The sequence below is a fragment of the Bradyrhizobium sp. CIAT3101 genome (assembly GCF_029714945.1).
GTDB lineage: Bacteria > Pseudomonadota > Alphaproteobacteria > Rhizobiales > Xanthobacteraceae > Bradyrhizobium.
Genome location: NZ_CP121634.1, coordinates 3733821 through 3756021, shown reverse-complemented (window position 1 = coordinate 3756021; position 22201 = coordinate 3733821). Strand labels below are relative to the sequence as shown.

At 61.5% G+C, this 22201-nt stretch carries 8 protein-coding genes; 3 read left to right on the top strand and 5 right to left on the bottom strand.

Annotated features, from left to right (window positions below; translation table 11 throughout):
- Positions 1 to 10: 10 nt before the first annotated feature.
- The 4 genes from QA645_RS17540 to QA645_RS17525 all read right to left on the bottom strand — a co-directional run bounded on the left by QA645_RS17540 (position 11) and on the right by QA645_RS17525 (position 17317).
- Positions 11 to 1603: a hypothetical protein gene (locus QA645_RS17540; protein WP_283051796.1), complete on the bottom strand. Its 1593-nt coding sequence runs from the start codon at positions 1601 to 1603 to the stop codon at positions 11 to 13.
- Positions 1604 to 1748: 145 nt separating this feature from the next.
- Complete coding sequence (gene galE, locus QA645_RS17535) at positions 1749 to 2768, bottom strand: UDP-glucose 4-epimerase GalE (RefSeq protein WP_254135445.1); 1020 nt, start codon at positions 2766 to 2768, stop codon at positions 1749 to 1751.
- 285 nt (positions 2769 to 3053) lie between these two features.
- Positions 3054 to 15524, bottom strand: a complete 12471-nt coding sequence (locus QA645_RS17530) for a filamentous haemagglutinin family protein (protein ID WP_283051794.1) — start codon at positions 15522 to 15524, stop codon at positions 3054 to 3056.
- A gap of 293 nt (positions 15525 to 15817) precedes the next feature.
- The gene (locus QA645_RS17525) at positions 15818 to 17317 is read right to left on the bottom strand and encodes a substrate-binding domain-containing protein (RefSeq protein WP_283051792.1); all 1500 of its coding nucleotides are present in this window, start codon (positions 17315 to 17317) and stop codon (positions 15818 to 15820) included.
- Between the two features lie 694 nt (positions 17318 to 18011).
- On the opposite strand from QA645_RS17525, the gene QA645_RS17520 reads away from it, so the two are divergent.
- The 3 genes from QA645_RS17520 (at position 18012) to QA645_RS17510 (ending at position 21141) form a co-directional block, all read left to right on the top strand.
- Positions 18012 to 18938, top strand: coding sequence for a peptidylprolyl isomerase (locus QA645_RS17520; RefSeq protein ID WP_283051791.1), 927 nt, complete (start codon positions 18012 to 18014; stop codon positions 18936 to 18938).
- A gap of 97 nt (positions 18939 to 19035) precedes the next feature.
- Complete coding sequence (locus tag QA645_RS17515; RefSeq protein ID WP_254194236.1) at positions 19036 to 19914, top strand: WecB/TagA/CpsF family glycosyltransferase; 879 nt, start codon at positions 19036 to 19038, stop codon at positions 19912 to 19914.
- A 162-nt stretch (positions 19915 to 20076) separates the two neighbouring features.
- Complete coding sequence (locus QA645_RS17510) at positions 20077 to 21141, top strand: glycosyltransferase family 4 protein (RefSeq protein ID WP_283053243.1); 1065 nt, start codon at positions 20077 to 20079, stop codon at positions 21139 to 21141.
- Positions 21142 to 21200: 59 nt separating this feature from the next.
- On the opposite strand, the gene QA645_RS17505 is transcribed toward QA645_RS17510, so the two are convergent.
- The gene (locus QA645_RS17505; RefSeq protein ID WP_283051789.1) at positions 21201 to 22178 is read right to left on the bottom strand and encodes a hypothetical protein; all 978 of its coding nucleotides are present in this window, start codon (positions 22176 to 22178) and stop codon (positions 21201 to 21203) included.
- Between the last annotated feature and the right edge of the window lie 23 nt (positions 22179 to 22201).

Genomic DNA, 22201 nt, shown 5'->3' with positions numbered 1-22201 from the left:
TGCAGAGCGTTCACAGCGATCCGAGAGGCAGCTTGCCGCTCGATACCTCCGCAGGTTTTTCACCCCAATTTGCGGACAGACGACATTTTGAATCGACGATGCTCGCCAGTCCGAGAGGAATGTATAGCAAGTACCACAAAACGAAATCGATATGCGTATGAATGTACGAATGGCCTTTAGCCAAGACGAACCAGGAGGCAGAACATAGGAAGCTTGCCAAGGTAACTGCGGAGAGGCTCGATCGACGCTTCACCAAGGTATGAAAGACCGCGAGGTTGAACGCCAGAAACGCGAGCACGCTGATCCCGGCTGAGGCGATGGACACTATCAAGGATCGGTTCATGCCGTCCGCGATGCGCACCACGCCTTGCATGCTGTGAGATGCGATTGCAATCTTAAGCTCGTGCGCGAGCGCACTGATCTCGCTCTTTTTTTCCTCGGACATGTCAGAAAAATAATCGATCCACGGCACAAAATGCTGCATCAACAAATACCTTGGGATCATCTTGTAAACGGATGTGCTGAGAGATGCCTGTAGTCGTCCGACACAGATCCCTGTCTTCTCTTCGGCGGATTTGGCACCCTCGAATTCCGTTGCGCATGCGGCCTTGATACATGCCTCGTCGCAATACTTGGCCGACAAGCGTTTCGCGGCCACTTCGGTGACCTGGCCCAAGCCGGACGCCATGTCGGGTCCGATCACTCGCGCATGAAGCATGACCGCCGTCGCGAACGCCAGCAACGATATGCATCCGACTGCAACAACGAGCGCCAGAATGCGCCACGCCGAAACGCGCTCTCGAAGGCCGTGCAGGAGCAAGAATACGAAACTTGCGAGAACGACCGTGGAGGCGAACTCGTAGCCGCTCAAGAGCCTTAACAGGAAGCTCGCGAACATAAGGATGCAGAGCAGCGCGAACCAACGTAGAGAGAGGTACGCTCGGCCGCCCATCAAGAGCGCGATCAACGCCGGAAGAAACCACGTGAATTCGACCCAGTACAGGTTTGCTGCGAATGCCGCGACCCATGGGGAAATCAACAACGGTAATGCAAACGCAAGCCCGAGCGTATCGGTTGAGATCGACGCGATGCCGACAAAGAAGCCGCAGACGACCGCTGCCATGAGAGCGGAAGCCACCAATTGCATGACCCGGTAGTCACGGCTGACATATTTTGAGAAATGGAAGAAGAAATAATACTGCATTCCGAATTGCGACGTGTATCGGCGGAATTCTCCAGACGTATCCCGATCAACATAAAGCTTCCGCTCGATACCGGGCGAAATGTCGATTAGCCTGTTATACCGCCCAATCATCGGGGTACCATTTTCACCGTGCAGAATTCCATCCAGAATCAACTCCTCTGAATCAGCATTCGTTTGCGCGAAGAATGATGGATCCGCGACGCGGAACAAATTCCAATTGTACGAGGCGATTCCGGCGGAGAAGATCAAGAGCACGAGCAATGTTCTGCGCATGGCGATAGACAGGATCAAAACGCCCTCCATTTCTTCATTGTCGTGAGTACTTTGCATAGTGCCGCGACAATATGGTGAATCGGGAACTTCCACCGAGCGCGCGTGCGGACGACTTTGCACGACCAAGCTATCTCCGAGGACGCGACCTCATGCGACAGTTGCCGCCGGACGCATACGGTCGCAAGGCGTCTTCCGCGGTGGGCACTCGCGCGGGGGGCATGGACCAGCGGCAGCACGTCAACGATTTCGTTGATCGGCTGATCACAATGATTTAGGAGGCCTCAGCGCCGTAACCATCCCGGTTCGATTGTTGCCAGCGCCAATGGTCGATGCACATTTCCATGATCGACCGTTTTGCTTTCCAGCCGAGCAGCCATTCGGCGACGGTGGCATCTGCATAGGAGGATGCGACGTCACCGGGGCGGCGCGGACCAAACATCACGGGAATATCCCGGCCGCTTGCTTTCGAAAAGGCCTCCACGATCTCCAAGACGCTTGTCCCCGTCCCGGTTCCCAGGTTCACCGTCGTGATTTGTGGAGACTGCAACTTGTTCAACGCCATGAGATGGCCAACCGCAAGATCGACCACGTGAATGTAGTCGCGGACCCCCGTGCCATCCGGCGTCGCGTAATCCTTTCCCCAGACGTTGAGGTACTCTCTGCGACCGACGGCGACTTGGGCTACGTAAGGCAGCAGATTGTTCGGCACCCCCACGGGACTCTCCCCAATCAACCCGCTCTCGTGCGCACCGACTGGATTGAAATAGCGCAGGATTGCGATCGACCAGTCGGGCGTCGCGACAAACTGATCGCGCAGTATCTCCTCGATCATCAGCTTGCTGCGACCATAGGGATTCGTGGCCGACAACGGGTGATCCTCACCGAGTGGCAGCCTGTTTGGCTCGCCGTAGACGGTGGCCGACGAACTGAAGACGATCTTCTTCACGCCGACCTCCTGCATCGCTGCGAGGAGCTGAAGGGTACCGCCGACATTGTTATCGTAGTAGGCCACCGGCTCCTGGACAGAATCGCCGACCGCCTTCAAACCTGCAAAATGGATCACTGCGCTGACCTTATGGGTCCGCATCAAGTCCTTCAGCAAAGCGCGGTCCCGAATGTCACCTTCCCGAAACTGCAACGACCGGCCGCATATCTGTTCGACCCGGCGGAGAGAAACTTGACTCGAATTGCTCAGGTTATCGACCACGATGATGTCTCGGCCGGCTTTCAGGAGCTCGACGCATGTGTGCGAACCAATATAACCTGCGCCGCCTGTTACCAGTATCATAATCGCTCCAACGATCGACCAAGCACCATCAGAGTGGCGAGCTGAACCGGTTGATTTGGTATCATCAAATCCAATTGTTATTATGATACTACGATTTCATTTCTGGATTGAAATGGATCCCGATCTTGAGCGCTATGACCGTGGCGCAGCACGACGCTCGCCATCGTCCGCGACGTCAGTCGCGAGATGGCGTTTGAGTTTTCTTTGGCCGAACCAGCCAGATCCGCTCACAGCCGCATCACCAGCACGGAATGGAAGAGACTCTCGAGTCATCCTCGTCTGCAAACGCTACTGACCCTGGCGCTTGGTATTCTCCTCAGGATTCGCACTCTCCCCGGAGTTCGTGCTCGCTCCGGAAGGAGTAGCTTCGGAACTGCCGTCGCCGCCGCCGTAGCCGACCACTTCCACGATGAAGACCGAGGCCCGGTCCCCCCCGCCCGAGGCAGTCGGCGTTTCCGCGCTCTTCGCCGCGGCACCCGCTGTATTCGAAGCCGCGCTGAGCGCACCCACGTTCGGGACGGAGGTAATCTGAACGCCCGTCGTCGAGCCTCCGACCTTGACGTTGAACGCATTGACCACCTGAACGGCGGCAACGATCAAATTGCCAGAAACCCGGATTCCCGCGGTCCCCGCATCCACGGTCCCACGCGGCGCAAGAAGATAAAGGTTCGAGGTCGTCGCGGCGCTGGAGGTCTGGAGCACCGCGATGCCGGCGCCGGTCACCAGACCGCCGAGATCAGTCGACGCGTAATCATCCTGGTCGAAATGAACCTGAATCGGCGGCAGCGAGAGAGTCGTCTTGGCACCCCGGCCAGCATCGAGATCGCCGTTCGAACTCCACATCAGGATATCGCCGCCCTGCTCCGTGAACACGCGGCTCGAATTGACGCGAACGCTCTGATCCGTGAACGTGTCGATGGACCCGCCCGCAAGCGTCATGATGCCGAGGTCGTTGAGCTTCAGAAGCTGGTTCGGCTCGGTCGCCAAAGAGCCGACCCGAATGTTTCCACCCGGGCCCATGATGGAGACATTGCCTCCCTGCTGAGTCTGGATGGTCGCATGCAGCATGTCGAGATCACCGGTCGCGATCAATTGATTGGCGCCATTCGATCCGCCACCCAGCGCGTTCGCCGTGTAGCCGAGGCCGGCCGGGAAGAGAGTGTTGATCGCCTGGTAACCGCGCTGGTAATTGCCGGATGAATTCGTTTGAGCTTGTCCGACCGCCTTGAGCTCGGCGTAGAAGATCTGGTCGGCGAACGCGTGCTGCAGATCCTTCGAGAGGCCCTGGAACGTGGTCCAAGCCGAACTTGCATCGGCCGCTGGGTGACCGATGCGAGCCAGGAAGGATTGAAGTTCGCTCGTGTAATTATGCGCGGCCGGCGTCGTCGAAGCCGCCTGATAAGTACCCAGCACTGCAGTTTGCGTCGTGCCCGGATTCGCAGCCAGAAACTGCTTCAACTGGACCGATAGCGCCGAATAGTCTCCCGAAACAATCGGATCGATCGAGCCCCGCGCCGGATTCAGATATGCGTCGATGACGCCCGGATAGTAGACGGGTTGATTGGTCAGCGGGTCGAGTTTCCAGAACCCGTCATAGTTGATTCCGTTGGCCACCCCGAACTGCACGATCAAATCAGCGCCCGACTGAGCGAGTAAGGGATTGCGTTGTTTCGGCGTCTGTCCGGTAGGTCCGAGCAGCAACGGATCATACATTCCGGAACTCGCTTGAACGACATAGCGATTTCCAACCGGCGTGAAGCTGGCGTTGCCGACAGCGGTGATGCCCTGCTGCATGACGGCTTCGCTGGCGTTGTCGTGGACCGCCGGAAGCAACGGCCCGAGGTCTCGTCCGGCCTGCACGACGAAGAACCCGGGACCCGCAACCTGCAAACCGCCGGCCAGATTGAAACCTGTGTAGTAGATGTCGCGACCGGCATCGACTTTGCTGACGTCCGACTCGGAGATATTCTGCACGATCAGGTTCAGGTCCACGATGTCGCGGCCGGCATGGACCTCTGCCGGACTGTTGATCTCCACTCTCTGGATGTCGGAGATGCTGACCTGATTGTTGCTGATGCTGGACTTGACGGTGCCGACGCCGACGATATCTCCGGTCATCGCGTAGATGTGAGCGACCTCGGTGTCGTCCTGATGCGCGAGCACTTCGCTGCTCAGCCTGTCGCCAAACCCGTTGTTCGGCCGGAAGGGATTGAAGGCCGTATCCAGCAATGACGGCCCGGCGGAGAAGGTCGGTCGATTGAGGCCGGAGGTCGGGGTGTAGCCGCCCGTCAGGTCGATCGATCCCTGCGCCAGCAACTGGAATGAGCCGCTGGTCGAGCCGCTCAGCATGATGCCCGAGTTTTGGACGGACGTCATGCCGGTGGTCTTGATGTCGCCGCTCAGCGCGACGGCCTCGAAGCTCGACGGATAGGCCAAGTCACGACCGCCATAGAACACTCCAATCGGAGCGACGCCGATCGTTAGGTCACCCCCGACCGCCAGGATCGAAGCCGCACTGTTCCGTCCATAAGTATCCATGAAAACAGCAGCAGAGCGTCCAAGCGGGTCGCCATAACTTCCGGATTGAGAGTGAATGGCGGCGGGATTGATCACACCGGCAGTGGTGACGGATCCAGTTGCGGCAAGCGCGATTTGCCCGGAGTCGACGGCGAGCAGCGGATAATTGACGGACGATCCGTTGCTGGCGACCAGGTTTCCGGCTTGCCCGACGGAGCCGCGCACCACGACGCTCGCGTGACCGGAACCCTCATACAGGGCGCCGCCAAGCAGGTTGCGTCCCACCTGAACGCTCAAATTCCCGCTGCCATAGACATGGGTCTGCGGCGTGCTGGCAGTGGAGAGGCCGCCACTCACCCGCCCGGTCGTCGGGAGGGAGACGGAGACGTCCACCATATCCCGACCGACCGTCAGCGTGACATCGCCGCCCGCGCTCAGGACGCCTTGCTGAAAGCTGCCATACTGGATCCACCACGCGGATTGCGAGGCGATGCTCGTGCCCGTCGGTGCGAAAACGCCAGCCCCCATCAGGCGGGTGCCGGTGTTAACGGGGACGGGAGTCAACTCCGCCTGCGCCAGCAGCCACGGCGCGAAGTACTGGAAGCTCGTCTGGTTGCCCGATGTCGTCGTGGTGTTGAAGCCGATGAAATCGCGTTGCGCCACGATGTCCACGTTCCCACCGTTCTCCGGGAAGGCCGCGGCAGTGGGCGGACCGTAAAGGGTCGTATTGGCGACCCTGACATTGCCATTGTACGCCAGAACTTGCGGCTCGAAAAAGCCGTCCGGATTTTGGGCGCTCACCGTCGTCCCGCCCAACTGGTATTGCGGGTCGGCAAGCCGCGCCGTGTTCACGCCGGCCGAATAGATCGTTCCGGGAGCCGTCGTGTCATTCAGGACGACGTCGCGGGCAGCGGCGATGCTGATGTCGCCTGTCCCGGTCCGCACCATCGTCGCAAGATTGACTGAACTGCCAGCGCCCGATTGGGACTTCGGCTGGTTGTACGTCGTATGATGATCGATGATCACGCTGCCGCTGACAACGGTCGCGAGCGACTGCATGGCGATGGGATTGGCGCTCGCCACGTCGGCGCCTGCCGTGAAGCGGTACGTCCATGACCCGGGGTCGACCACCGAAACCTTGGTGCCCCAGCCATTCCCGCAGTAAGTCTGACACGTCAACAGGCTGTGCGGGAACAAATCCGCGGCAGCAAGCGCATCCGAGCCGGGGCTGATACCGTTCGCCGCCTGGTTGTAGGGAGCGATCGGCACCTTGGATTGTGGGTTGAATCCGTTCAGTAGATACAGATAAACATTTTGCCCGGTGCCGCTGAGACTTCCGTCCATCCCGCGGACCTGGCCTGAGCTTGCGAGATTTGCAAGATAGGTCGCGACTTGGCTGACGTACGTCGGATCCAAATAGTTGCTGAACTGGAAGAAGCCATCGGAGATCGACGCATTGACGTTGATGTTCCCGCTGGTCCGCAGCGTCAGCGCGCCCGGGCTGCTGACGCCGAACAGCGCACCAACGTTGGCACCATACACGTACGGCGAAAGACGATAGTCGAACTTCACGGAACTGCTGTTGTAGTCGAAGTAAGTCACGCCCCCGCTCGTTTTCAGGTCATAGGCGGTGCCGGAGGCCAGGTTCCAGTTGCTGGCAATCGTGATGTCGCCGTTGTTGACGGACTTGTTGTTATTGATCAGCTCGAGCCCGGGTTGGACAGTGACCATGCCCGCCCCGAGCTGTTGCGCCAACGGGGTGAGCCGGGCGAAGGTGCCGGCGAAGCCGTAAATCGTCTGGCCCTGCACATACGACGCGATGAGGTTGTAGAGGAACGGGTCGTTGGCCGGATCGATGATTCCGTTCCAGTGGTACCAGCTTCCATTCAGGCCGATGCTGCCATCGGAGGAAAGAGTGACGTACGGCTCCACGGTCACTGCGCGCATGCCGGTCATGCTGGAGTTGAGGGCGGCAATTCTGACGTCACCTTGTCCAAGGGCATTGCCCATGATGATCGGTGCACGCAAATGAATGGTGCCGCCCACTCCTCCCTTCGGACCGGAGACGTTGATGCCGCCTCCTCGAAGATCAATATAGCCGGCTGCATTCGTGCCGATGCCAAGCACGACGTCCCCACCCCGCTCGTTGCTATGCGCGGTTGAAGCGTCGATATTCGCGCCCGCAGTCAGCACGACGGCATTGTATCCGTAGAGGGACGCCTGCCCGCCTGCCTGGCCAGATCCGTCGATCGTATCGGTGGCGGAGCCGCTTGCGTCAATCTTGCCAGAGATGATCACCTGGCCGTTGTATCCGTCGGTGCCATTCCAGCGCTGATCATCGGCCGTGAGCACGACGCTGTTGGCCTTCAGCGTGGATCCCGCGGACAGAACCAGATTGCCCGTGCGCGTGTGAATGTCCACCGAGCCATTGAGGCCGCCGGCACCGAGCGTGCTCGCCAAGGTGTCAAGATCGGCCGCGCCCAGGATATCGAGCTTGAAGGTGCCGCCAAGTCCCGTCCCTCCGGAGCCCATCAGCGCGCCCGCGACGACGGCGTTGCCGCTCCGCGCCGTCACGTCGATCTCGCCGCCGTGGCCGAGACCTCCGACGGGCTGCCCGACGTCCACAACGCTGTTCTGGCGCATGTTGACGTTGCCGGCGTCGGACTGGAGAACGACCTTGCCACCTGGAGCATATGTGGTCACGTCGATGAAGGTCTTTTCGTAGCCTCCGGCAGCGATATACGCGCCCGGATTGAGGGTGACGTCACCACTGGTGGCGTGCAGCGTGATGTTGCCGGCCTGCGCCTGAATGATGCCGCCAGCCAGCACCGGCTGGCCGTTTGCATCGACTTCGCCGAGGCGAATGCTCGCCGCCGTGACTGCGAGATTGCCGCCGAGATCGCTGCTGTCGTCCGGCCGGGATACGAGGGCCCTCGGGTCACCGGGCCGAGTGAACGTAACCGTGCCGTTCGTCGTGAGAGCGAATTGCGCGCCGGTTGCGGCTCCAGTCTGACCGCTTACCTGAACGAGCGGTGTATTGATGTTGATGTCGACGGCGGCGGCCTGGCCGGTGGCACCCAGAGCAAGCGAGCCGGGACCGGCAATGTTGAGCTGCTTGGCAGCCGTCAAGTTGACGTTCGAGAAGCCGGCGATTGTCTGCGTCCCGCCTCCAAGTACGATCTTGCCGGCGTCGAGTTCGAAGGTTCCTGAGGTCGACGTGATCGCAGCCTCGCTCGCCGACGAACTGCTGACCAACGTAGCGGTGCCGCCGATGGCAAGCCTGACGTCGCCACCGGTTCCGGCGATCGTGCGAGCGTCCAACGTCAGGTTCTGCATCGCTCCGCCGGGTGTGAAGGCAACATCGCCATAGAACGTCACCGGGCCGGAGAGCGCCTTTAGCGTCAGGCTCTGCGCGCCGGCGAGCTGGCCGAAATTGGTCTGCGAGAGCAGCAGCGACTCCGTCCGGGTCGGGCTCAGGTTGCTCTCGAACCCGATGCTGCGCGCGGTGATGTTGATCTGTTTTGCGTCCAGCACCGCGGGCGGAGCGGCGGGATGGGCCGTCGTCGAGGCGTTGAGGACGACCGCGTTGGTGTTGCTGGTCGCCTGCAGCGACAGGTTCTGGGTCGAGATCCGGCTACCGGCCTCGATCAGGACCTGGCCGGCGAATGGCAGGTTGACCGTACCGGTCACGGCGGCGCCTCCCGCCGCTGCGACGGGCGCGAAGCTGATCGTCAGGTCCGGCCGGTTCGCGGCTGGACCTGTCACCGTCAGGCTGGAATCGTTCGAGGCGACAAACAGCGCACCTTGGCCGATTGCGAGCGCCGCCAGTTGGCTGGGTCCCACCGCTCGGCCGTCGGGAAGGGTCAGGGGGAGTCTCGTGAGATCGGCGTTGCTGATCTGCGTCCCGTTCAGCGTGCCTCCCAGAGCAGTCGCGAGTTGTTGCGCCGTGACAGGAGTTGATGGCGCAAACACATAGTGACGACCGAAGCCCGACTGAATGGCGCCGGTGGTCTCGATCACGCTGCCAGAGGCAATCGTGACCCCGCCGCCGCCAGCCGGGAGCGTGACCTTGACGTCGCCGAGGCCGGCGACGTTCACGGTCTGCACAAGAGAATTCGCGGGTTGCGCCGCGAGCACGAGCTCTGGAGCCGTCAGCGCCGCGCCCCTTGTGTCGATCGTGACCTGACCAGCAGTCGGTGTGATCAATGTGTCGCCGCTGGCCGTGTCCGTGCGCAGCCCGCCGAGCAGCATGCTCTCCAATCCGAGCGTGTTGAGCTGATCGACCGAAAGCCAGACCCAACCATCGCTTGACGCATAGGTTGGTTCAACGCCGATCGGATTCGTCTGGCTCACGACCAGCTTGCTCGCGGAAATGTCGAGCTCGCCTCCGCGACCGCCTGGCGCCGCTTGCGCTGCGATCGTGCCAGCCAGGTCAAGCGACTGCGATGCAACCGCAGCAAGCCGTCCGGCATCGATGGGCAATCGGGGCGCCAAGACGCCATCATGTGCGGCCTTGGCGACGAAATAACTGTTCGCCGAACTCAGGGTGTATTCGCTGTACTGCTTCCACACCGCACCGCTCTGCACCGCGAACAGCTCCTGGCCGGCCGACCGCGTTCCCGGTTGCGTCGACGAGGTGTAATAGCCCGTCGTCAACACGGTGCCATCCGGCAGGGTCGTCCCCGACGCGAGGTTCTTGCCGACATTGCTGCCGTAATCGACGACACGCAGCGCGCCCGGAAGCGTGGCGTAATGACCCGGATAGAGCGTGTAGGTTCCCGCCGGGATGCCGTTTCCGCCATCGATGTAGATCTGCTTGCCGGCGAGCGGATAGGCATCGGCGGCGGTGATGGTCTTGCCGCCGTCCAGGCTGCGCGCGGTCGTGAAGTGAATGTCGAAGGCCGCGACCCCATCGTTGCGCGACGGCAGCAACGCATACACGGTTTGTCCGGAGGGTGTGGTGGCGAGCACGTCGCGGCTGCCACCCTTGCCCGAGACGAACTCCATGGCCTGCAGATCGCCGCCGCCCCTCAGGTCGATCTTGGCTCCCGACGCCACTGTCACGTTGGCGCTGTCGAGCACCAGTCCCTTCGACGGGAGCACCGGAGACGTGCCGTTCGGCTCAACGACAGCGCTTCCATCTGCGTTGCGCGCCTGGAGCGGATAGAGGCTGGCGTTGTAGTACCAGTTCGTACCGTCTGCGGTCTCGCCGTATGGAACCAGCGTATCGGCGAGCGTCACGGAGGTCAGACTGCCCGGGACGAGATCAATCTTGCCCGTCACGACCCCGCCGGTGTTGCGCGCGGCCGTTCCGTCATCGCCCAACGTGATTTTGCCGAGCGGTGCGAACAGGTTTCCGCCCTGCTCGATGCTCGCCGCATACACCGAGATGCTGCCACCGGCCGAGAGCGGGATCTCGAGATTGCTGCCAGCCGAAGCGCTGAAAGTCACGCTCTTCGGCGTTCGAATGAAGAAGTCGACGGAGGACACCGGATAGATCCGCTGCGCGTCGAGTGTGATATCGCCGGAGCTATCCAGGAAACCGCGATAGGTGGTGGTATCCTGCAGTGCCTGCGGTAGCCCGGATATGAGGCCGTCCGCAACCTTCGGGGTACTCAGGCGGATGTCACCTGAACTGCTCAGCCTGACCGACGAGAAACCGTTGAAGGCTGCCCCCTCGATGTCGATCGTTTGCGCATTCTTGACATCAAAAGTGCTGGCGCCCGCGCTTGTTGTTCCGTTGCCATTGGGGAATCCACCCGTGAGCAGGACGTAAGGCGCTGCGAGCGTGACCGAGCTTTGCGGCGTCGCGCTGCCAGGCGTCACCGATCGAATCGAGCTCGCGGCGATCTCCAACCGACTGGCTATGTGCAAGTCGAGCGTGCCATCGACGACGAGTTCGGACAGGCTCGGGGCGACGATGTTGTAAGTGCTGCCCGACAGATCGGTGAAAATGCGCCCGGGTCCGCCGGCGGATGTCCCGCTGTAGAGGAACACATTGTCGAACGCGCCCAATCGGCTCGAGTCGGCGGCAGCGACGATCGACACCGAGTGCCCGGCTGCCGCAGTCAGTTGCGTCAGAAGCGATTGTGACAGGGTGCCTAGATTCGCCAGCGACGCCTGACCGACGTTGGACAGCGCGGCCGTGACGGCGGTCGAGTCCTGCCGTAAGGATATTGCGCCTCCCCCGAGCATGAGGGTCCCACCCTGGGCTCGCGGATCGATCGCGCGCGCCACGAAGGTCCCTCCCCACGCGAACGCGCCGACGTCGATGCTGACGGAGCCAGCGTCGCTCCACGAGCTCATCAAGGTGAATGTCGACGGACGCGTGCTTCCCGAATTCGCCACCTGGAGCGTGCCGGCGGCGCCGGATACGTCGACCTTGGCGCCTGTCATCGCAACAAGTGCGGTTCCCGACAAATTGGGATTCGTGCCTTTGACACTCGGATCCGCCGCCTCGACAATCAGGTTACCCCCGGCCAGAACCGTGCCGCTCACGGCAGGCCCGCCGCGGCTGCCGAACAGAGCGTTCGTTTGCAGGATTCCCGACAAGTCGATCAAAGCGTTCTGATCGAGCCAAGTTAACGCGGCGTTCACCGACACCGTTCCCGAATGGTCGATGATAGAACCGCGCAACAGCACGTTCGCTGCCCGCTGCGACGTCTCCCCTGACGTTCCCTGCTGTGCGGGTGTCCCGGCGATCGTGATCACGGCCCCCGGATCGGTCTGTATCGTTGCTCCTGCGTCGAGCAGAATGTTGTCCGACTTGAGCGTCAGGTTGACGGGCGTACGCTGACCGTCCGGCACGGTCACCACGGGCGCGATCGCGGCGATCTTGGTGCCGGTCGCCACCGCGCTGTAATCGGCAAGACTGCTCAAGCTTTGCTTTTGCAGCTTGAGAGAGGTCCCGGCCGCAACAACGATCGTCCCGGGCAATACGACCTGGGCGTTGGGTGCCCAACCACTTGGCGCGGACTGGATCACGAAGGCGCCGAATCCATTGTTCGCGAACAACGAAACCGGGAGCGTCGCCAGCCTCCCCCCGATCAGTATCCCCGACGCGCTGTCCGGCTGAGACGTATTGCCGATCGTGATCGTTCCCGCGGCTGCGAGCGTGAGGGTGCCGCTGTCGGCGAACCCATACCCCCGCATAGCGCCATCGAGCTGAAGGACGGCGGTGCTTCCCGACGTTGGGGGGACGGGGGCGCCCACTGCGTTCGGATCGAAATTCGCGCCTTGGTAGACCTTCAGAGAAATGCTGCCAGCGGCGCCGGCCATCAGGCCGCTCGAGACCGTCTTCGGCGTTCCCTTCGCCGAGATGTATCCTCCGCTGGAGACGTCGAGCAAACTCCCCGACGCGAGCAGAATGCTTCCCGTGGTGTCCAGACCGTTGCTGCTGTTCTTGTTCGTGGAAATCGTAATGGTGCCGCCGTTGATATAGCCCGGACCCGACGCATCGTTGCCGAAGCGACCCGTGTCGTTTGTCCATTGCCCGCTGACATCAAGGACGCCTGAAACGAACACGTTGGCAGGCATGGCGGCGCCCGAGAGCGTCACGGATGGCTTGAACAGATTTTTCAGCGGTGAACTGGTGCCAACTACATAGCCATCTGTCTTCAGATTGACCTTGCCGCCGGCTGCCTGAACCGTTCCGGCAACGTCGATCGCGCCACCCGTCGTGACGGACAACTGCCCGCCCGCCGCCAGACGGAGCGTGCTGCCCTTGGTCACGACCAGATCGTTGGACGTGATGGAAAGCGCGCTGAGCCCGTAGCCCGAAAGCTCGTCTGCCGACAGGAACGTCTGGTAAGCGCTCGTCGACGCGAAATTATCCGAGGACACGAGGTCTGTCGCGTTGGTCGGATTCGGCGGGAGCAGCGCTGTCCCCTTGCCGATCAGCGTTCCATTGGCCGAATAGATATTCTGGTTGTATCTGGAATCGAAATCGGCAGGCAGCGACGTCGCGTTCGCTCCGATCACGACGGTCGATGGCGTGGTGAGCGTCAGATAGCCCTGCGAGGGCAAACTGCCGGACGCGATCTGGCGCTCGCCGGCGACCGAGCCGAACAGCAGCGTCCCCGCCAGCACCGGGTTCACCGTGCTGACGGCAACGCCGCCCGCACCCTGCCCGTCGGTATACCCCGAGACCTGCATCGTGGTGTTGGTGTTCCAGATCTGCTTGTACGTGTCCCCCCAATGCGAATGAGCGGAAGTGAACACGCCGGCAATCCCGACATAGGTCATGTCGGGACTGGCATTTTGCATGCTGTATCTGCGGCCGTCGCTGCCCAGAAGGATTGTAACCGGAACCGTTCCGGGCAGATAACGAATGCTGCCGCCTGCCGTGTTGATCACAGACCCGGACTGAAGCACCACCTCCTGGCCCGCAGCATTGAGTTGGGGCGTGGTCAGCGACACATTGCCGCCGGCCGTCATCAACTGGAAGATGCTCCGGCCGACCGCATTGACGACGTCGTTCGCGTTCGCGAGCGGTGTGCCGAGCCACGTCGTGCCGTCGCTGCGCGTTCCGGACGCGCGAATATCGATCCACAGCGGCTGTCCGTACAGCGCGCCGCTGCGCTGAAGCGGCATGTCCGCAAACTCGTTGGTCGGCGTAAAAGAGATGAAATTGTAGCTCGCCGGAAGCTCGACGTTCTGCAATCCGGCCACGTCGATGGTGGCGCCGGGCGCGAGCAGCACGCGTTGCGGGCCCGACAGCGATGCGTTCACCGATACATCGCCGAACAGGGTTCTGCTGCTGCCCTGACTGCCTGTCAGGTCCGCGACATTGATCGAAATCGACGCGGCAGGAGCCGACACGAGGCCGCTCGATTCGACGGTGACCTGACCTTGTGCCGTCGCTTCGACGTAGGCTGGCATGAAGCTCTGGACGTTGCTTCCCGCGCTGCTCGACTGCGGAAGCGTCGCGCCAGTGTCGGACGGGAGCATGCTGATCGTGCCGCTCAGGTCGACACTCGTCGCCGCATGAAGCAGCACCATGCTGGGAAGGCTGATGCTGGTGTCCGCCGAAATGACACCCTGGGCGCCGATGCTGACCCGGTCACCCGCCATCTCGACGATGCCGCTGCGTGTTTCGATCAGCCCGTTATTGGCGACAGAGCCTGTCCCCGACAAATACGGACCACTGGGGGTTCCAGCGAAATTGTATGAGTTTGCATATGGCGAAAGTTGGAACCCGGTCCCGCGGAACGTCACCTTCGCCGGCAGGACAGCAGACGGAAAACTAGCGGCGGCGTCGCTGTTTGGCGTCAGAAAGATAGCACGCGCCGAAATCAGGGCTGCTTCCCCGTTCGGTACACTGATCTCGCCGTAATTCGCGACGTTCGAGCCGAACAGATAGGCGAACCCACCCGGCTTATCCGGGCCCGGATCGTCGATCTGTATCGTGGCGCCGGCCTGAACGACCACGCCACCGCCGATCGCTTTCGTCTGCTTGTCTTCCCCTCCGATCGAAAAGCTTTTGACGGCAAGCGTTCCATTGGCGATGCCGGTGCCGAGGAAGAACTGATCGCGGTCGAACCGCGTCTGCCCGAGCGTCCCGACATCGAGATCAGAAGCCACCAGCGCGTGAACATTGATCTGGGAGCCGCCGCCGAAGATGATGCCGTTCTGGTTGATGATGTAGACGCCCCCCTTCGCGCTGATCTGCCCGAGGATCGTGCTCGGAGAGGCAGACGGGTCCGAGACCCGGTTCAGGACCGTCCAGTCGCTCGCCTGCTGATCGAAGGTGAGCGTGGTGTTGCGGCCGACGTTGAACGTCTTCCAGTTCAGGATCGCCTTTTGCTGTGTCTGTTGAATATCGACCAGCGTCCGGCCATTGGCGACGGTTTGGGTGGGCGCCAACGCGCCTTGCCACAAGGTCGGGTCACCGGCGATTCCATCGGCCGGCATCAGTCCGTTGGTCGTGATGCCGTCCGGGACCCCACCCTTCAAGGTCGATGCCAGCGATTTTGCCGATTGCTGCGCAGCCCGCGCCGCCTGGAGTGCCGCGGCTGCACGGGCAAGCGATTGCGACGATTGCTGCGCCGCCGCGGCAGCCTGTATCCCCGCAGCCAATTGCGCCGCGCTGGCGGCGTTCGTGAGCGAAATGCTTGACGAGCTGTTGAGGCTGCGCGCGCCGGCGGTACCGCCGCCCGCCAGCAAGGCGACAATGCTGACGCCACGGAGATAGGTCGAAACGGCGGCGGCGCCCTGGCCACGAAACGCTCGAAGGATTGTCACGCGCAACACCCTGCAGTGAACATATTCAAACTCCTCGGCTTTCACCCGGCGCCTGGCGACGGTTGCCGCGTGGGACGCCCACGGCTTTCGCCTGGGATCCCAATTGTCCGCATATCGTTACGCTAACGTTTATACAATGTTAAGCAACATTGATGTGTCAGTTTTGATGTATTGCCGGCAATCCACCACCTGTGGATCGGGAACCCGCGCGCATCCTTTCGGCGCCAAAAAAAATGTGCACCCGGTTTCCCGGGTGCACACAGGTCTCGGTTCAGACGAGACGAAGCGTCGGATCAGGCGCCCGACTTGGCGTTGCAGACGCCGCCGTCGCCGGTGTGGCCGAACGGCGAAGTCGTGGTGATCAGCTTCTGGATCTCGTTGACCCAGGGAGCCGGGGGAACCGCCATGCCGTTGTCGGCAAGGACGCTCGCCGACAGCGCGTTCGCGTAGTGGAAGTTGAGATACTGCGGGATGACCGCAGCCACATCCGCGCCGGCGTAGCACTGGTAGAACAGGAACCACGAGAAGCCCGCGATCGGGTAGGAGCCCGGCAGCGCCGGGTTCGGAACCGTACCTTGAGCCGCCCAGTTCAGCGGGTTCGAACGGCTGGTGTCATCAAACACCGGGGTCACCGCAGCCATGGCTGCCTGAGCACCAGCAGCGGTCGGGAGATGATACAGGCCGGTCGCGTTGTCGATGTCATACTGCGACTGCAGCATGGCGACCTGCGGACCAGAGGCAACGATCGGCTGCACCTGGTCGGCCGTGTTGTACCCGATCGCACCGTTGACGGACTTCACAGTGCTCGCAACGCCGCCGTTGCCGTTCTGGCCATTGAACACGCCACCACCCGGGTTGGAAATCGCGTGGCCGCACTGGTCGTTGACGCCTGAATCGGGCCAGTTGTTCTTGTTCGCACCAACAGCCGGCAGCGCCGGGCACTGGGCGACCGCAACACCGTTGTCGGTCCAGGGGAACGAGTACAGCACCAGCGTCGAGTCGGACTCGTTGTTCGTTCCGAACACGGACCGGCACTGGTTGGCCAGCGCGTTCGTCGTCAGGAAGTTGGTGCCGCTGCCGTCCGTACGGTGAACGACAGTGATCTGACCGGTGCCGACGGTGGTGCCGTTGTCCGCGGTGATCGAGGCGTTATCCCACTTCGTGATGTGGCCGGAGAAGATGCCGCAGACCGACTTGCGCGACAGCTTGATGGTGTTGGCAGGCACGGCCCACGCGTTGTTGCTGCCGTCCTTGGTCGGGTTGATCGAGATAGCCACCGGGCCGATGACTGCCGGCATGAACAGGATGTTGCCCCAATTGGCAGGTCCGTTGTTCGTGTTGTAGGCCGAGACGTCGCTCGGGAGCAGAAGGTCGTCCGAGCCAGCGAACTGGATGCTGGCATACGGCCAGGTGGGAGCAAACGTGTTGTCGGCGTACGGGACGTTGCCCGACACCTTGGCAGTCCAGTTGTTGCTGCCGCCGGGGCTGGCGGTGTGAGCCACGAAACCGGCCTTGCCGGCGCCCGAACCAACCGGCGCGTACAGGAAGAGATACGCATCATGCGGGAAGTTCGGGCCAATGCCGACGCACGAAGCCGAGAGCGGCTGCGTCACGCCGGCGGGGGTGCTGAAGCTGGGGCCGAAGGGCTGGAAGGTCGCGCAATCGAACAGATTGCGATAGGCGATTGAAGGGAAAGTAGCGCCGCCGCCCCGGATGACCGTTTGCGCGCTGGCTGCATCGGCGGCGAACATCGCCCCCAAGGCAACCGACGCCAGGACAAGACTCTTTTTCATTTTCCAACTCCAGTTGGGTTCAGTTTGCCGCAACGGCACCTCGCCAATTGCGCGGGGCACTCATAAATGCCGCGAGTGAAGCTTTGATATTAATTATGTGAACTAACATTGCGGCGATATCATCCCACCAATGATCTGTGGATAAGGATGCGGTCCACCGAAGAACAAGCCCGAATTTCTATCGGTGTGGCTCGCGCAAACCATGCATTCAAGCGAGCGACGACAGCGCTGGCACAGCCCCTCGAGCGCGCACGTTCTGATGTTCGCCTGAGAGGATGCTACGCCGCGCACAGCACCAACGTCCGGCCTAAAAGCGCTGAAATCGCAGACGGACCCGCAAGAATTGGGGCGAATTTGTCGGCCTCTCGCGACAACCGATCGCTGCGGCGCGGCTGATAAATTCAACCCGGCGGGCTGCTCCATTGACCGTGCGATGCGCTGCATCGAAGCCGGCCGACGCTCTCATTCGAGCATTTCCCGCACGAGCTCACCGCATCGCGCCTGTGAGACGTCATTGCTTCGTCTCACCTCATTCATCATAACGTTAATAACACAACATACCTACACCGATAACATCTTCCTTCGCATAACTCCGAGCTGTGCCCAACCGCTCCGATCGAGCGGCTTTCGTCTTGGGGCCCCGGGTATGCGAACCGCGCGAGATGTTGGGCTTGCAGAGATCAGGATTGTTCAAATGATAGGTCTACCGCGTCTTTCTCCGATTGCGCCGATTGCGGCAGCCGGGCGGCGTCGCACAGCAGCTTCGACGACAGCCCTCTCGACGATAGTTCTGTTGGGCTCTTTGGCGATCGCCTGCACGTCGAGTTTCGCGCAGACACCGGCGAGCGACCCCGTCGTCGGCGTCGTCGGAGCGACCGAGCTTCACCAGAGCGATATCCAGTTGGCCGAGGAAGATATGGGCAAGATGCTTGCCGGCCTCGATGAGGAGAGCAAGCGCCTCTATATCGCGACCTATCTCCATGACCTCGTCATCCTTTCCAAAGCCGCCAAGGATAAGGGCCTGGTCGACGAGGCCGATCTGCAAAGACGCATGGCCTACACCCGGAACAAGGCGCTGATGAACCGGATGTTGCAGGTTACGGCGGATAACGTGACCGATGCGGATGTTCGCAAATTCTACGATGACGCGATCCGGAATACAAAACCCGAACGCGAGCTTCATATCCGCGCGATCATCTTCAAGTTCTCCAACCCCAACGACGAGGCGGCGATTGCAGCCGCGGAAGCGAAAGCAAAGAGCGCTCTCGAACGCGTCGCCAAGGAAGATTTCGCCGCGGTCGCCCGAGATATGACCGACGCCGAAAATGAAAAGAAGAACGGTGGAGACCTGGGTTGGCTCTCGGCGGCTCAGATGGGCAAGGAGTACGCTGACGTTGCATTCACCCTCGGCAAGGGCGGCGTTTCGAAGCCGATAAAGACCGAGTTCGGATGGCACATCATCAAGATCGAAGACGAGCGGACTCGCAAGCCCAACGAATTCGCTGCCGTACGCGAACAGGTTGAGAACGTCGTTCGGCGCAAGGCCCAGGTGGAGCTTGTCGACAAATTGCGCGCCGAAACGCCGATCGCGTGGCGCGACGACAAGATCAAACCGCAATAGCCCCGCGAAACACGCCGCCAAAAATCAGCGCCCAATCCTGCGGCGCCGCAGAAGCAAAAATCCGGTCGTTTCGCGTATCGGAGGGAGAGCCGACGTCATGTCTGTTGTGTCCGACCAATACGCACCTGTCGTCGGAATGGTCCCCGCGGGGACAGCCATCGCCGAATTGGCAGATCGCCCCAATGACCGGGTGACCGAGCGCTTCTGGATTGTCGGAGCTCCAGTGAGCGTCGTTGACATGGCATCCGCGACAGCGATTGTCCGCGAGTGGATCCAGGAGAAGAAGAGCCGTTACATTTGCGTTACCGATGTGCATAGCATCATGCTCTCTCGGTGGAATCCGGCTCTCAGCCGCGCCCTGAAAGGCGCCGACCTCGTCATCGCGGATGGTACACCTCTGGTTTGGACCGCATGGTCGCGCGGTGTGAAATCGATCGGTCGTGTCCCCGGCCCCGATTTCATGCAGGAGCTTTGTCGTCTGTCTCCCGGGGATTGGAGCCATTTTCTGCTGGGCGGCGCGAAGGGCGTTCCTGATCGGCTGGCCCAGACGCTAACGACACTCAATCCCCGGCTCACGATCTGTGGCACCGAATCGCCGCCGTTCCGGCCGCTCACAGATGATGAGGACAACGAACTGATCGAGCGCATCAACGCATCGAAACCCAACATCGTGTGGATTGGGCTTGGCTGCCCGAAACAAGAGATTTGGATGTCCCAGCACACAGGAGCGATTCCCGGTGCGATCATGATCGGTGTCGGAGCGGCGTTCAATTTTCTGTCCGGAAATACGCCGCGCGCGCCGCTCTGGATGCGGAACAATGGCCTAGAATGGCTTCATCGTCTGGTGACAGAGCCCCGGCGTCTTTGGAGACGCTACCTCGTGATCGCCCCGATATTCGTATTTCTGTCCCTCTTCGAGACGATCGCAATTCGGTTCCGGCAATCTCAAACCCCGAAGAAGCTCCATCACGTTTAGCGCGCCGCGACCGCAGCGCGGCTCACGCGACCGCATCGGGACATTGCGCGATCGAGGTTGGCTTTGAAGATTCTGGTCATTCACAACATCTATCAGGAGGCTGGCGGCGAGGACACGGTCGTCAACCAGGAGATCAATCTTCTCAGACAGCGCGGCCACGACGTGCAGACCGCGTTCTTTGACAATTCGGAGATCAGGAACACCGGCGACCGCATCAGGGTGACGCTGCAGGTTGGACGGAACGGCACCTCGGCTGCCCGCCTGGGCGACATGATTTCGACGTCTCGTCCTGATGTCGTGCATGTGCACAACTTCTTCCCCCTCGTGTCGCCGGGCGGATTGGACGTGATTGCACGCGAAGGCATCCCGGTGGTGCAGACGCTACATAACTTTCGTACGATTTGCCCCGGCGGAATCCTCATGCGCGACGGACAGCCGTGCGAATCCTGTGTCGGCCGCAACCGATGGCCAGCGGTCCGGTGGAGGTGTTATCGGGGATCCGCCATCGGCTCGGCTGCTGCAGCCTATATGGGTCACGTGTTCCGGCGAGTCCTGGATCGCCATCGCGCCCGCATCACGGTCCTGACCATGACGCAGTTCGCAAAGTCGCGATTTCTCGCCGATGGTTTCACGGAGGACCAGATCGTCGTGCGCCCCAACTTCGCGCCGGATATCGGGCCTGGACTGCCATTACGCGACGGGCGCCTGGTCTATATCGGCCGGTTGAGCGAGGAAAAAGGCGCCGATATCGTTGTGAAGGCGGCCGCAAAGGTGCGTGGCGACGTCGAGATCGTGGGCGACGGCCCGGAAACGGATCGCTTGCGGTCGATCGCCCCCCCGAATGTCACCTTTGCCGGACGCATCGCCCGCGAGGAGGTGGCGAGCAGACTGCGGAGCGCGAGCGCGGTCCTCGTTCCGTCGCGCTGTTATGAAGGATTCCCGATGATCGTCGCCGAAGCGATGGCGTGCTCCACCCCGGTCATCGCCAGCAGGATCGGCGCGCTCGCAGAAATCGTGGAGGACCGCAAGACCGGACGATTGATCGCGACCGACGACATCGACGGATGGGTGCACGCCATGAACGAAGCGATCGACGATCCCGGTCAATTGGCGCAATGGGGCCGGTCCGCGCGTCAGGCCTATATTCTCATGTGCAGCGAAGACCGCGGCTACGACAGCCTGATCGGTATCTATCAACGCGCGATCGAAAGGGCTCGCGCCGCCTGATCAAGCGCGCTGATGCCTCAGCGAACTGTCCGCGTCAGCCCGGCGAGCTCTTTCTGCCATCACAGCACAGCGTCGGAATACAGCGCGGTGACGCTCGCGGGGGCCGCGCCGGCCGATCTGAAGACATGAGGGCGCGGCTCGGCCAGCCTGACCGCGATCATCGGCCGGCTCGGTAGAAAACGCGGCTGGCAGAGTGACGCCCAGCAGCCGTCGAGTGTGCGGTAGGTCGACAGAAACAGCGTCATCCATCGACGAAAGTGGCCGTAGTCGCTGAGATAGATCGGAATCGAGAGCGCAATGCCCTTGCGCGTTTCGATCGTATGGACCGACAGGCACCATTGGCTTCCGTCCGTCACCAGCACAAATCGGCCACGGCTCCCCCTGCCGTGATCCGACATGATGCGCTTGTGTCGCTCATCGACGATCGCGAATATCTCGTCGAATGAGGTGAGCACGCGCAGCTTGCGTGTCGCGAACGAAACTCCAACGTTGGGAAGCAAGTAGACATGGTCGTCGAGTTTCTTCCAGCCCAGGCCACAGACGATCTTGGCGACCTCCCTGATCGGAGAAAATCCCGTCAGGTTCAACTCCTTCTGCGCCATCATCGCTTTCATGAGACGCAGGCTTTCCCTTCGGTAAGCAGGCTTCACGCACCAATGCGCCAGGTTGGCGAACCGCTCCACCCTGCCCTCAATCATCTGCTCGGAGTGGATGACGATCAGGACGCCGACCACGCCCTCGTTCGGACGAACCAGCGCTATGCCGTAGTCCGAATTCGGTTGCAGCCAGGGATAGCGGAGCATCGATTTCCAGCCTTCGACGGAAATATCACCGTTCAATTCGTGATGGAGGAATTCGCAGGTCGCCGGCAGGAGGTCGTCGGTGATCCGAACCAGTTGCGAGCGCGACGGCGCCGCGGAACCGCTTCCTTTGGCACCATTTGCTGTCCCATTGTCGGCGCCCGCCGGCGCCGCATCGGATATCACGCTGTCAGCCACCTGTCCGTCCTCGCTCGTCGACATCCTGGAATAGTTCATCCTGGCTTTCTCAGTCAGGGGCG

Bases quoted from the DNA above. Each gene is read 5' to 3' on its own strand.
- QA645_RS17520 (WP_283051791.1), top strand. From the start codon at position 18,012: ATGATAGGTCTACCGCGTCTTTCTCCGATTGCGCCGATTGCGGCAGCC.
- QA645_RS17505 (WP_283051789.1), bottom strand. From the start codon at position 22,178: ATGAACTATTCCAGGATGTCGACGAGCGAGGACGGACAGGTGGCTGAC.
- QA645_RS17515 (WP_254194236.1), top strand. From the start codon at position 19,036: ATGTCTGTTGTGTCCGACCAATACGCACCTGTCGTCGGAATGGTCCCC.
- QA645_RS17525 (WP_283051792.1), bottom strand. From the start codon at position 17,317: ATGAAAAAGAGTCTTGTCCTGGCGTCGGTTGCCTTGGGGGCGATGTTC.